Raw genomic sequence first — 12766 nt, forward strand, 5'->3', positions numbered from 1 at the left:
GGTATAATTGGGCTTTTGAAAGGAAAAAATGGCTGAACAAAACGACAAATTTAAGCGCGTAAAATACCTGCGCGGCCTGGAAAAATTCGCCAAAGCCGCGATTAGCGCGCTAAAAAGAGAGGATTTTAACGAGGACGAATTTCGCGCTAGGGTCGGCAAAAATGCCGAAATTTTACGCAAGATCGAGCCGGTTTTTTTAGATAACGCCTACTCGAAGTCTCTTGAAAATTTCGTAAATTTAGTCGTAAAAGGCGGCGAGAGAGGCGAACTGGTGGCCTGCGCCAACGCGCTAGAAAAGCTAAAAAACCAAAAAACGTATAAAAAAGAAAAACATAGAAAAAAATATAAGGACGAAGAGTGAAATGCGTGATATTTGACATGGACGGCACGCTCATAGATAGCGCAAAAGCGATCTGCGAGACGGTAAACGAGGTGCGGCGCGAGCTGGGGCTTGAGGGCGATCTGGCGGCCGAGTTTATCGTAAAGGCCATAAACGAGCCTGGGCGAAATTTGGGGCTTGACTTTTACGGTATCGATAAGCCTGATATGAAACTGCGGGATAACTTTGAAGCTAAATTTAAGAAAAACTACCGCGAATACGCCGCGGCATACGAGGGCGTCGATGGGCTGCTAGCCGGACTAAAAGAGGCCGGGCACTTCGTCGCTCTAGCTAGCAATGCGCCGCGATACACCTTGGATGAAATTTTACAAAGAAGCGGGATATTTAAATTTTTCGATCTCATAGTAGGAGTGGATGAAAACGTACCTCAAAAACCAGATCCGGCGATGTTAAATTTGATACTAAAATCAGGCGAATTTGATAAAGCGATATTTGTCGGAGATAGTAAAAAAGACGAGCTTGCCGCACGCAATGCAGGTATGAAATATATAAACGTTTGTTGGGGTTTCGGTAGCAAAAGCCCGAGCTGCGACAATATCTTTACGGTGGCTGAAGCAGCCCTATACATCGAGAAGTTATAAAAATTTAGCGTATTATAGTACGTATGATTTTAGGTAAGATTTTACAAAAAATAGTATGTATTTTAAGATTTGCGAAAGGTTTTAAAATTTATGGATTATGATATATTTTCTCAAAGTCCGAGAGAAAAATTCTTTGAAATTTTATTTAACGCGAACAAAAATTTAGTCGAAAATGAACTTGAAAAAACCTTTGAAAAATTTATCGCGATGAGCGAATTTTGTGAAAAAAACGGCTTTGACGAAACGGCGCAAAATTCGTTTATTTCTCAAAATCAGACCCTTGTAAATGAGCGGCTAAACGACATTTATATCGGGCTTAGTGGGGATATTTTAAGTCAAAATGAGTAAAATAGCCGTTATATTTTCGTTGTTTTTATCGCTGGCTTTCGGCGCGGTAAATTTCGAGGAAGAGCACCTTTTTGAGCTCAAAAAAGACGAGTGGGCGCGGGTTTTCGTAACCAAAAAGGGCACGGACGAGCGCGAGAGCTTTGATTTTCGTTGGACGCTTTTTGATAACACGAACATCATCGTGCATTCGCGCTACCGAAACTATCCTCGCCAGCTTGTTATGTCGCTAAGGCGCGGCCTTGAGACCTATAAGCAGACTTTGATACCGGACCTTAAGTTTCCGCCTAGCGACCGCGTCGCGCTTTACCTTGTTTTTGAGGATTTTAAGCAAGGCGTAGCGAAGTTTCGCGTGCGGATAAACGACGACGAACAGCGCGTAGATGTTGAGTTTTTGGACCCGCCAAGAAAGCAGAGCGGCGCTCAAAATAGCGCGCAAAACGCCAGATAAAAGCAAAATTTAAGTGAGCATAAATGGAAAAAATCGATCTGATAATGAAAAATTTTATCGCTGAGCTTGGTTACGAGCCTGCAAATGCGATGTTTGCTCGGATAAATTCGGGCAAAAAGCTGCGCTCTAAGCTGCTTTTAAAGATAGCGGGCGAGAGCGAACAGAGTCTCAAAATTTGCGCGATTATCGAGCTTATTCACCTAGCCAGTTTGCTTCACGACGACGTGATCGACGACGCCGACACCAGGCGCGGAAGCCCTAGTATAAACGCGAGCTTCGGCACTAAAAACGCTGTTATGCTAGGCGATATCCTCTATTCGAAGGGCTTTTACGAACTATCTAAATTTCCGCACGAGATCGCGGGCGAGATATCGGGCGCGGTTAGCAAGCTAAGCGTGGGCGAGATGATGGACGTGGATCTCTCGGCTAAATTTAACGAAGACAAATCCGCGTACGAAACGATGATCTACTACAAAACCGCCGTCTTAATCGAGGCTGCCGCCGCGGTCGGAGCGATGCTGGCCGGACTTGACGCGTCTAATTTTAAAATTTACGGTAAAAACCTAGGCCTAGCATTTCAGATAATCGACGATATCCTAGACGTCACGCAAGATGCCGCGACGCTTGGAAAGCCGAATTTTAGCGACTTTAAAGAGGGTAAAACGACGCTGCCTTACATTTATCTTTACGAAAGCTTAAACGAAGCGGACAAAGATAAACTAAAAAGCCTATTTAAAAAGGATCTTAGCGAGTCCGAGCAGGGCTGGGTGAGGGCGAAGATGAACGAAACGGGTGCGATAAAAAAAAGCATAGAAGTGGCTAAAAATTTAGGCGAGCAGGCGATAAAATCGGTAGAGAAATTTAATATAGACGGCTTAGAAAGTATCGTAAAATCAATGATAGATAGGGAATTTTAATGCATTACGCAAGCGTGAGCTTTACGCACAAAAACACCGATATATCCGTGCGCGAAAAGCTCTCTTTTTCTAACATCGAGCGCAAAAACGAAATTTTACGCCTCATTAGCTCCAGCCAAAACATCAACGAATGTATGGTGCTAAGCACCTGCAACCGCGTCGAGATCATCGCTAGCGTAAAGACGGTCGAAGGCGCTAGCAAGCACATCATCGCCTGCATGTCGCTCATCTGCGGCATCCCTTTTGAAGAACTGCAAAGCAGAGCCGACATCTACGAGGATAACGGCGCCGTGCATCATCTCTTTGCCGTTGCTAGTTCGCTAGATAGCCTTGTTATCGGTGAAACGCAGATCGCGGGGCAGCTAAAAGAGGCGTATAAATTTGCCCGAGCTAACGGCAAATGCGGCGCAAAGCTCGGTAGAGCGATGGAGTTTGCCTTTAAGTGCGCGGCGGAGGTGCGAAACAAAACCGAGATCTCCAAAAACCCGATCTCGGTCTCAAGCGTCGCGGTGGCGAAGGCAAAGGAGATTTTTGGCACGCTAAACGGTATGGTAGCCGTGATCGTGGGTGCTGGCGAGATGGCGGAGCTAGCCGCAAAGCACCTAATCGCAAGCGGCGCGCGAACGATAATCGTCAGCAGAAATAAAGAACGAGCTAAAAATTTGGCCCTGACGCTGGGGGATAATAACGAATACGACGCGCTTTCAAACGTAGCGCAGTACATAAATAAATATCAAATCATATTTTCTGCGACCGCCGCGCCGCATCCCGTCTTGATCGACTCTATGGTAGAGCCAAAGGAGTTTAAACGTTATTTTTTCGACATCGCCGTACCGCGCGATATCGCTATCACGGAGAGCGAAAATATCAAAATTTACGCCGTGGACGACCTGCAGGAGATCGTAAATAAAAACCTCGCCCTACGCGAGGAGCAAGCTCAGATCGCATACGGCATCGTCGGGCGAAATACGGCGGCATTTTTCCAAATGCTGCGCGAACTAGCAGTTACGCCGCTAATAAAAGGTATAAGAGAGCAGGCTAAAGAGTGCGCCGAGAGAGAACTCGCAAAAGCCCTAAAAAAGGGCTATCTAAAACATAGCGACAAAGATGAAGCGTACCGCCTCATACATCAGGTTTTTAGGGCGTTTTTGCACGCGCCGACGATAAATTTAAAAAACCTCGCTGGAGCTGCGGGAAGTGAAGCGCAACTAAGAGCCGTCGGGGAAATCTTTAACATCGCGGAGCAAACGCCGCAAGAAGAAAATAACGAATTTGAATGGGAGAACGAATGAAATTTAGCAAACTTTACGCGCCGACGGCAAAAGAAGCGCCAAAAGACGCGAGTCTGGCAAGTCATAAATTTTTGCTCCGAGCGGGCTATGCCGAGCAGGTAGGTAGCGGGCTTTACAACTTTTTGCCGCTTGGCAAACGAGTGCTTGAAAATATAAAAAATATCGTCAAAGAGGAGCTTGACGAGGCGGGCGCGCAGGAGATCTCGATGAGCTTTGTTACCTCCGCCGATCTTTGGCGCGAGAGCGGACGCTTTGACGTCTACGGCAAGGAGCTTTTGCGCTTTAAAGATCGCAAGGAAAACGACTTCGTTTTAAGCCCGACAAACGAAGAGAGCGTCGTCGCGCTCGTGAGGGGCAAAGTGACGTCCTATAAGCAACTGCCGCTAAATTTGTATCAGATGAATACCAAATTTAGAGATGAAGCAAGGCCGAGATTCGGGCTGCTTAGAGGGCGCGAGTTTTTGATGAAGGACGGATATAGCTTTCACGCAAATGCCGAGGATTTGGACCGCGAATTTGACTTGATGGAGAAAACTTATAGCAAAATTTTTACTCGCCTCGGGTTAAATTTCCGTGCGGTTAGAGCCGATAGCGGCGCGATAGGCGGCAGCGGAAGCAAAGAGTTTATGGTGCTGGCAAATAGCGGCGAGGACGACATCATCGTATGCGAAAACTGCGACTACGCCGCAAACATAGAGGCCGCAACCCGCGCAAAACGAACGACGCAGGCCGAAAGACCGGAGGCTGACGCGGCTAAATTTTTAACGCCTAATGCCAAAACCATCAAAGACGTGGCGGAGTTTTTTAGAGTTGATGAGTTTTACTGCATAAAAGCGGTGATAAAAAAGGCGATTTTCATTGACGCCAAAGGCGAAAAGAGCGAGAAAATCGTAGTATTTTTCGTGCGCGGCGAGGATGAGCTACAAGAGGTCAAAGCTCAAAACGCGTGCGGGGCGCTCGAGCTAGCGGACGCGACCGAAGCCGAGATCGCGGCGGCCGGGTTAGTGGGAGGATTTTGCGGGCCGGTCGGGCTAAAGGGCGTGGAGTTTTACATCGATAAGGAGCTTGAGGGCGAGTCGCAGATGATCTGCGGCGCAAACGAGCGAGATTATCACTTCGTCGGCGTTAGCGTTAGCAGCTTTAACGCTGAGCGCTTCAAGGACCTAACCGCCGTAAAAGCGGGCGATAAATGCCCTTGCTGCGGCGGAAATTTAAGCGTTAGTAAAGGCATCGAGGTCGGACATATATTTAAGCTCGGCACCAAGTACTCAGAGCCGATGGGTGCGACGTTTTTGGACGAAAACGGCAAGGCAAAACCATTTATCATGGGCTGCTACGGTATCGGCGTTAGCCGTCTGGTCGCCGTCGCCGTCGAGGCTAGCCACGACGAAAAGGGCATAATCTGGAACGAAACCCTAGCTCCGTTTAAATTTGAAATCATCATCTCAAATTTAAAGGACGAAGAGGGCGTTAAATTTGCGCAGGGGCTTTACGAGAGCTTGCGCGAGGTGGGCGTTTCGGTGCTACTTGACGATAGAAACGAGCGCTTTGGCGTTAAAATGAGCGAATTTGAGCTGATGGGATTTCCTTATGCCGTGATCGTGGGCAAGGGGCTAGCAGAAGGCACGGTAGAGCTCGTTACGCGGGGCGGCCTAGTTAAAGAAACCGTCAAAGCGAGCGAAATTTTAGCACGCCTAAAGAGCCTATGATAAAGCATTTTTTTACGCCCTACGTCATTTTGGAGATCGTGGCGGCGTATTTTTTTATCCACGCGTACGGATTTTTAAATTTGGTCCTAGAGGTTATCGCATCGGCCATTTTGGGGCTATTTTTTATGTTTCGCGTCGGATTTTTTCAGCTAACTAGCAATATCACGTTTTTTAAGCCCGCGGACGTCTTTAGTAGCGTAGGTATGGCGATCGGGGGATTTTTTATGTTTATCCCGGGGCTTATCACCGACGTTTTGGGTGCGGCGATCGTAGCGGTCGCGTTTTTTGCAAATTTGAAAAACGGCGGCGAGCGCAAAGGCGGGAGCGAATATTATTACGAAAAATTTGAGAGCGGACGTGACAAACCGCGCGATGACGGCGAGATCATCGACGTCGAAGTCGTAGAAGAAAAGAGGCAAATATGGAAAAACTAAAAATCGCAACGAGAAAAAGCGTGCTCGCGATGTGGCAAAGCGAGCATATAAGGGATAAAATTTTATCGCGCCACCCGGAGCTTGCAGTCGAGCTAACGGGTATGAAAACCAAAGGCGATGTGATACTCGATACGCCGCTAGCTAAGATCGGCGGTAAGGGGCTATTTACAAAAGAGCTGGAAGACAGCATGCTAAGCGGCGAAACGCATATCGCCGTGCATAGCCTAAAAGACGTGCCGGTTGTCTTTCCAGATGGGCTAGTGTTAGCCGCGATCTGCTCGCGCGAGGACGTGAGAGATGCGATGCTGAGCGAAAAATACGCTAAATTTGAGGATCTGCCGCAAGGTGCACGCGTTGGCACGACGAGCCTACGCCGTAAGATGCAGCTTTTAGCGATGCGCCCCGATCTTGAGATAATCTCACTGCGAGGCAACGTCCAAACTCGTTTGCGCAAGCTAAAAGAGGGCGAATTTGACGCGATTATCCTAGCGATGGCAGGCGTGAACCGCTTAAATTTACGCTCCGAAGTCGCGCATATCGTGCCGTTTGAGCTAGATCAAATGATACCTGCGATGGGGCAGGGGGCGCTGGGTATCGAGGCTAGAGAGGACGCTGAAATTTTAAATTTGATAGAGTTTTTAAAAGATGAAAAAGCCGTCATAGAAACGACCGTGGAGCGCGATTTCGTCGCGATGCTAGAGGGCGGCTGCCAAGTGCCTATCGGCGTAAATGCAAATTTAAACGGCGATAAGATCGAGATACGCGCCGTCGTGGGACTGCCAGACGGTAGCGAAAGTATACGCGAAAATATCGTCGCGCAAAAAAGCCAGTGGAAAAGCGTGGGCGCCGAGCTTGGACGGATATTTATCGGCAAGGGCGCAAAAGAGCTGCTAAAACGTGCCGAGGAGATGGCATAGGAGCGTGTTTGAGCTAAATTTTAAAGCAAAAGCCGTAACCGCTACCAAAAACAGCAAAGACAACTACTATATGATCGGTCTTGCAGATGATAAATACGACTACAAAAACTACATAATTTTTCAAAGACCGATCAAGCTCAAAAAAGATGACGACGAGAACGCCGATATAAACGGCCTATACGCGGAGTGTAACGGCGACGTTTGCTACAACGCTTGCAAATGCGTAACCATCACCGATAAAACCATAGTTTTTGAAGTGGAGGATAGCGTCATCAGCGCCAATATAGAAGGCGTGCGGCTAAATGAACGCTTTATGAAATATACTGTAAAGAGATATTTGGCGAGCTGCTAAAATGCAGTTGAACTAACGTTAAAAACGCCGATGGAATTTGAGCTCTTTTAGACTGGAAAACACCATATAAAAAAGCTTGTTGATCTAAAAACTACTAAAATTTGATATTAAAATCCTTTGCGATCTTTATTTTTAAATCCTCGCCGATATTTTTAAACATAGCGTTTATATCGGCATTTTTGCTCATAAATTTTTCCATTTGCGAGTTTATCTTGTCTCCGTTTTCTTTTATCATCTCGCGAGCTTTTTGCTCTGCGCTATCTTTGGTGTGCTGCGCAAGCGCAGCGAACGATTTGACGAAAGTTTCTTTGATCTCGTTCTTGGTTTGTGCACCGAAAAGCCCACTTATGATCTGCTGTAAAAACGGCTCTATCTCGTTAAATAGCGCCGAGTTTTGCTTTACGTTTTGCACCTGTTCGCTCACATGCTCGCCAAATACGCATTCGTTGCAAAAATGCTCGCAGTTGTTGATGAGTAGGTTGTATTTTTGCTCGCCTACGCGCGACTTGGCGCAAAGGGCTATATCTTGGCCGCTAAAAGGCGAATTTGCGTGCTTTTTTATATGCCAAGTATCACCGCTTGCAAACTCCTCGAGGCTAGTCATCTCCACTTTTGCCACGTTGCGTTTATCTAGCGGCACGACGTTACTTAAGATCTCCTCAAAACAGCTCTTTTCAAGCACGATCCCGCGCGCCAAGCCGTTATAATGCACGACCATATCGTCTCCGACGTAAATGCCGTGATGTTCGTAAAGCTTTACGCCAAACACACTTCTATCTACGAAGATGTGATCGCCTATTTTTGGTAAATTTTCCATATTTCTCTCTATAAAATTTCTTAATTATCGCAATAAAACGACAAATTTAGCCCAAATTTGCTAAATTTCAAATATCATCTAAATTTGACAAACCGCAAGGAGTGAATATGAAAAGACGAAATTTTATAAAATTTGCCGCCGTTTCGGGAGTTGCGGCGCTACCTAGCGCGCTAAATGCCACAAGCCAAAACGTAGATAAAATATCGCAAAATAAAGCCGCGATGAAACGGTTTGAAATAGCTATAAACAGCGCAGACGCGGCGGCTCTAAAAGAGCTGGTGGATCCAAAAGCGCCTTTTCTTACGCCTGCTTCACCGGAGCCGCTTTACGGCGGAGAGGGGTACTTTGCGGTGGTAAAGATGATGCGAGATAGCTTCCCCGAGGTGCAGTGGGCGATGCAAGACATGGTGGCGGACGAGCGCTGCGTGGCGGTGTATTGGCTTTGCACTGGTACGCATGAGCATGACTTTGCGGGTGTGGCGGCTACTGGGCGTAAATTTAGTGCTAGGGTGATGAACTTTTACTATTTTAACGACGCTGGCAAGATCACGAACGACGTGGCGGCCGAGATGGCGATCGATATCCTGCAAGAGCTATCGGCGCACGCGATAAATAACGACTTTCCGCTTCGCTTCGCCTTTTTCAGCTATTTTTGGCTAAAATCGCCCAAAAATCAAAAGGCGACATATGGACTACATCAAGCTTCTAAAAGACAATGGCCTACTGTGCGTCATTGACGAGCCTGCGGATATCGATCTGGAGATCGCGCACGCAAGCTACATCGAGGTCAAGCGCGAAAACTCGCAGGCGCTGCTTTTTACAAACCCTATCTGCAAAAAAACGGGACGTAAATTTGCTCCCGTGCTAGCCAATATCTACGGCTCAAAGCGCGCTTTAGAGCTGATTTTCGGACGCGAGCCTGACGAGATCGCAAGCGAGATCGAGCGGCTTTTAAAGCCTAAAAAACCTAAAAGCTTTGGCGAAAAGCTAAATTTTGCCTCGTATTTGTTTGAGATGAGAAAAATTTTCACGAAAAGATTAAAAGGCGAGGGTGAGTGTCAGCAGGTTAAATTTACGGGCGATGAGGTCGATCTGCTCTCGCTTCCAGCGCTAAAAACATGGCCGCTTGACGGCGGGGCCTTTATCACGATGGGGCAGGTTTACACGCAGAGCCTGGGCGGCGAACTGCAAAACGTCGGCATGTACCGATTGCAAATTTACGGTAAAAATCGCCTCGGCATGCACTGGCAGATCCACAAAGACGGCGCGAATTTCTTTAACGAATACAAGCGCGCGGGCAAAAAAATGCCAGTTTCGGTAGCTATCGGCGGCGATCCGCTCTATATCTGGTGCGGCCAGGCGCCGCTACCAAAAGGCGTGTTTGAGCTGCTGCTTTACGGCTTTATCCGCAAAGAGCCGGCCAAACTCGTAAAGTCGCTGACGAATGAAATTTACGTCCCGCACGACGCGGACTACGTGATCGAGGGCTTTGTGGATACGGATAAATTTGAGCTTGAGGGGCCTTTTGGCGATCACACCGGCTTTTATACGCCAGTGGGGCCGTTTCCGGTGATGGAGGTTACGGCGATAACTAGCAAGCGTGAGCCCGTATTTCACGCGACCGTGGTTGGCAAGCCGCCGCTTGAAGATAAGTATATGGGCTGGGCGACCGAGCGCATTTTCTTGCCGCTTTTGCGCACGACTGTACCGGAGCTTTTAGACTACAACATGCCTGAAAACGGCGTCTTTCACAACCTGATTTTGGCTAAAATCAACGCCCTTTATCCCGCGCACGCAAAGCAGGCGATGCACGCTTTTTGGGGTGTGGGGCAGATGAGCTTTGTAAAGCACGCTGTTTTTGTGGGCGATGATGCGCCAAATTTGAGCGATTATGACGCGCTTACGGAGCATATTTTAAACCGCTTTGGTGATAAAAGCCTGCTAATCAGCGAGGGCGTGTGCGATCAGCTCGATCACGCGAGCCCGAACTCTTGCTTTGGCGGTAAGCTGGGCGTCGACGCTACGCAGGACTTTTCTACGCCTGCGCCGGTGCTTTTGGATGATGCCGCGCTGCTGGCTAAATTTAAAGAAGTAGAGCCAAATTTAACGCAGCTAGCGCAGTTTAAAACAAATACAAAAACGCCGATTTGTGTCGTCAAATTTGACAAAAACCGCCTTGTAAAAGAGGTTTTTGAAGAGCTTTTGAAATTTAAAGAGCACTTTAAGCTACTCGTTTTCGTCGGCTCTGAAAACCGCCTGGAAAATCCATATATGATGCTTTGGCGCGTGACAAATAATATCGACGCATTGCGCGATATCTACGTGCGTGAGGGTGCGGTCTGCATCGACGCCACTGCAAAAGGCGAGGCCGAGGGCTATACGCGCGGCTGGCCGCTGCAAACCGACTGCGACCGAGACGTGGTAGCGGATCTGGTTAAGTGTGGCATAGTAAAAGACGAACCCGAGCTGTTTAGTAAATTTGAGATTTTCGGATAGATTTAAACTAGGCAAATTTGAGATGTTAAATTTGCCGAGCCGCTTAAATAAATTCATTTTTCAAGCACCTTTTTAGCCCGAATTTTATAAAATCGCAAAATGGATAAAGAACGCCTAATAATCGATAAATTTAGCAACTCCTTCATCGGCGACGACGGCGCTGTAGTGGCGCATGAGCGCGGCAAATGGGTGTATAGTAAGGATCTTTTTTGCGAGGGGACGCACTTCCTAGCAGGATGGCTCAGTATGGAGGAGATCGCGCGCAAGGCGATGCTGGTAAATCTCTCCGATGCCGTCGCGATGAACGCCGAGCCTAAATTTGCGCTTCTTGGACTTGGGCTACCCAAAAAAACAAGTGCGGCGCAGATATCGGCGCTACATAAAGGATTTTCCGACGTTTGCGACGAGTACGGCGTCACTATCATCGGCGGCGACACGATCGGTAGCGATAAAATTTTACTTAGCGTTACGGTTATCTCGCACGTTCGAGGCAAGGCGATCTTACGAAGCGGCGCGAAAAAAGGCGACTTGGTTGCTTTTACGGGCGAGCTCGGGCAGAGTCTAAAAGGGCTTAGGACGCTTTTAAACGGCGGACGGGTCGCGTCAAATTCGCGCTTTAAAAGGCCTGTTTTAAAAGATAAATTTTTCTACGCCGCAGCGGATAAGATAAACGCTGCTATGGACCTCTCAGACGGGCTTTGCACCGATCTAGCCAAGCTTTGCGCGCAGAGTCGGTGTGGTGCTAAATTTATCAAGCGGCTAAGCAAACACGAACTAAATAGCGGTGAGGAGTACGAGATTTTATTTACATTTAGTCCGAAAAATCGCGCCAAAATCCTCAGCCTCGCTCACAAAAGTCGCACTAAAATCACGATCTTTGCTAAAATCACGAAAGGAAAATTTAAAAGCAATGCAAGAAACCACCATTTTTAAGCCTCTTTACGCGCTCACTCACGCGCCCATCAACGCGTATTTTAGTAAAAACTCGGACGATTTTGTTGTGCGCGAGATCCCGCTTTACACATTTAGCGGGCAGGGCGAGCACCTCATCGTTGAAATCTGCAAAAAAGATATGACGACGCAAGAAGCCTTGCACGCTCTAAGCGAGGTTAGCGGCGTAAAGATGCGAGATTTTGGCTACGCGGGGCTAAAAGACAAGCAAGGCATGACGACGCAGTTTATCTCGATGCCGCGTAAATTTGAGGCGACTCTTGCAAATTTTAGCCACGAAAAGATGAAAATTTTAAGCATCGCCGCGCATGACAATAAGCTTCGCATCGGGCATTTAAAGGGCAATAGCTTTTTCATCCGCCTAAAAAAAGTGATGCCTAGCGAGGCCGCCAAGCTTGAGCAAGCCGTGCGAAACATTGACGAGACGGGCTATCCAAACTACTTTGGCTATCAGCGTTTCGGCAAATACGGCGATAACGCGCAAAGCGGGCTGGAGCTGCTAAAATCAGGCACCGTAAACGGCAAAAAGAGCAAAAATCCAAAGCTAAACGATTTTTTGATCTCGGCATATCAAAGCGATCTTTTTAACCGCTGGCTTAGCAAACGCGTGGAGATTTCGAGGTTTGCGCAGGATTTTAGCCTCTCTGAGCTAGCTCAAATTTACCCGTATCTTGACGGCGCGATTTTGAAAAATTTAAAATCGCAAAAGAGATTTTTTAAGCTTATTGAGGGCGAAGTTTTGGGGCATTACCCGCACGGTAAATGCTTTTTGTGCGAGGATTTGGATGCGGAAGGCGCGCGCTTTGACGCGAGAGATATCACTAGCTGCGGGCTGATCGCAGGCGCAAAGGCGTACGAGGCGCAGGGCGCGGCGAAGGTAGTAGAGGATCAAATTTTCGCGCAGGCAAATGAATATAAAGCCAAGATGACGGGCTCAAGGCGCTTTGCGTGGTGTTATTTGGAGGATGCCGGTTACAAATACAACGAGGAAAAGGCGCATTTTACGATAAATTTCACGCTACAAAAAGGCAGCTACGCGACGGTGGTGCTGGAGGAAATTTTACACAAAAATATTTTTGAATAATCTAGAACAAAACGGCTTGT

General features: G+C 47.6%; 15 protein-coding genes. 14 read left to right on the forward strand and 1 reads right to left on the reverse strand.

The genetic code is table 11. The features are described 5' to 3' along the window. Window positions 1–28: 28 nt before the first annotated feature. The 10 genes from EE116_RS06925 to EE116_RS06970 all read left to right on the forward strand — a co-directional run bounded on the left by EE116_RS06925 (window position 29) and on the right by EE116_RS06970 (window position 7398). Complete coding sequence (locus tag EE116_RS06925) at window positions 29–361, forward strand: hypothetical protein (protein ID WP_122873782.1); 333 nt, start codon at window positions 29–31, stop codon at window positions 359–361. Then, window positions 358–981 (forward strand): HAD family hydrolase, encoded by a 624-nt coding sequence (locus EE116_RS06930; protein WP_122873783.1) that lies wholly within the window; start codon window positions 358–360, stop codon window positions 979–981. The genes EE116_RS06925 and EE116_RS06930 overlap by 4 nt, the downstream gene beginning before the upstream one ends. Window positions 982–1071: 90 nt before the next feature. After that, window positions 1072–1329: a DUF2018 family protein gene (locus EE116_RS06935; protein WP_002950971.1), complete on the forward strand. Its 258-nt coding sequence runs from the start codon at window positions 1072–1074 to the stop codon at window positions 1327–1329. After that, the gene (locus EE116_RS06940; protein WP_122873784.1) at window positions 1322–1777 is read left to right on the forward strand and encodes a hypothetical protein; all 456 of its coding nucleotides are present in this window, start codon (window positions 1322–1324) and stop codon (window positions 1775–1777) included. The genes EE116_RS06935 and EE116_RS06940 overlap by 8 nt, the downstream gene beginning before the upstream one ends. A 23-nt stretch (window positions 1778–1800) precedes the next feature. Next, window positions 1801–2694 (forward strand): polyprenyl synthetase family protein, encoded by an 894-nt coding sequence (locus EE116_RS06945; RefSeq protein WP_122873785.1) that lies wholly within the window; start codon window positions 1801–1803, stop codon window positions 2692–2694. Then, on the forward strand, window positions 2694–3986 hold the full coding sequence (gene hemA, locus EE116_RS06950; RefSeq protein WP_122873786.1) for a glutamyl-tRNA reductase: 1293 nt from the start codon (window positions 2694–2696) through the stop codon (window positions 3984–3986). The genes EE116_RS06945 and hemA overlap by 1 nt, the downstream gene beginning before the upstream one ends. Then, window positions 3983–5695 carry a proline--tRNA ligase gene (locus tag EE116_RS06955; RefSeq protein ID WP_122873787.1) on the forward strand — a complete coding sequence of 571 codons (1713 nt, stop codon included), beginning with the start codon at window positions 3983–3985 and terminating at the stop codon, window positions 5693–5695. The genes hemA and EE116_RS06955 overlap by 4 nt, the downstream gene beginning before the upstream one ends. Beyond that, window positions 5692–6129, forward strand: a complete 438-nt coding sequence (locus EE116_RS06960; protein WP_122873788.1) for an FxsA family protein — start codon at window positions 5692–5694, stop codon at window positions 6127–6129. The genes EE116_RS06955 and EE116_RS06960 overlap by 4 nt, the downstream gene beginning before the upstream one ends. Further along, a complete protein-coding gene (hemC, locus tag EE116_RS06965; protein WP_122873789.1) occupies window positions 6117–7046 on the forward strand; it encodes a hydroxymethylbilane synthase in 930 nt (309 codons plus the stop codon). The genes EE116_RS06960 and hemC overlap by 13 nt, the downstream gene beginning before the upstream one ends. Before the next feature lie 4 nt (window positions 7047–7050). Beyond that, on the forward strand, window positions 7051–7398 hold the full coding sequence (locus tag EE116_RS06970) for an Imm10 family immunity protein (RefSeq protein WP_122873790.1): 348 nt from the start codon (window positions 7051–7053) through the stop codon (window positions 7396–7398). Between the two features lie 94 nt (window positions 7399–7492). On the opposite strand, the gene EE116_RS06975 is transcribed toward EE116_RS06970, so the two are convergent. Continuing rightward, window positions 7493–8215: a lecithin retinol acyltransferase family protein gene (locus tag EE116_RS06975; RefSeq protein WP_122873791.1), complete on the reverse strand. Its 723-nt coding sequence runs from the start codon at window positions 8213–8215 to the stop codon at window positions 7493–7495. Window positions 8216–8322: 107 nt separating this feature from the next. Here EE116_RS06975 and EE116_RS06985 point away from each other — a divergent pair, with 107 nt between their 5' ends. The 4 genes from EE116_RS06985 to truD all read left to right on the forward strand — a co-directional run bounded on the left by EE116_RS06985 (window position 8323) and on the right by truD (window position 12746). Next, the gene (locus EE116_RS06985) at window positions 8323–8952 is read left to right on the forward strand and encodes an ester cyclase (protein ID WP_206159243.1); all 630 of its coding nucleotides are present in this window, start codon (window positions 8323–8325) and stop codon (window positions 8950–8952) included. Then, window positions 8903–10711 (forward strand): menaquinone biosynthesis decarboxylase, encoded by a 1809-nt coding sequence (locus tag EE116_RS06990; RefSeq protein WP_122873792.1) that lies wholly within the window; start codon window positions 8903–8905, stop codon window positions 10709–10711. Before EE116_RS06985 ends, EE116_RS06990 begins: the two co-directional genes overlap by 50 nt. Before the next feature lie 99 nt (window positions 10712–10810). Beyond that, window positions 10811–11644 carry a thiamine-phosphate kinase gene (locus EE116_RS06995; protein WP_122873793.1) on the forward strand — a complete coding sequence of 278 codons (834 nt, stop codon included), beginning with the start codon at window positions 10811–10813 and terminating at the stop codon, window positions 11642–11644. Beyond that, complete coding sequence (truD, locus tag EE116_RS07000; RefSeq protein ID WP_122873794.1) at window positions 11622–12746, forward strand: tRNA pseudouridine(13) synthase TruD; 1125 nt, start codon at window positions 11622–11624, stop codon at window positions 12744–12746. The genes EE116_RS06995 and truD overlap by 23 nt, the downstream gene beginning before the upstream one ends. Window positions 12747–12766: the final 20 nt, after the last annotated feature.

Origin of the sequence: Campylobacter showae (assembly GCF_900573985.1) — a bacterium.
In the GTDB taxonomy this organism is placed as follows: Bacteria; Campylobacterota; Campylobacteria; order Campylobacterales; family Campylobacteraceae; genus Campylobacter_A; species Campylobacter_A showae_E.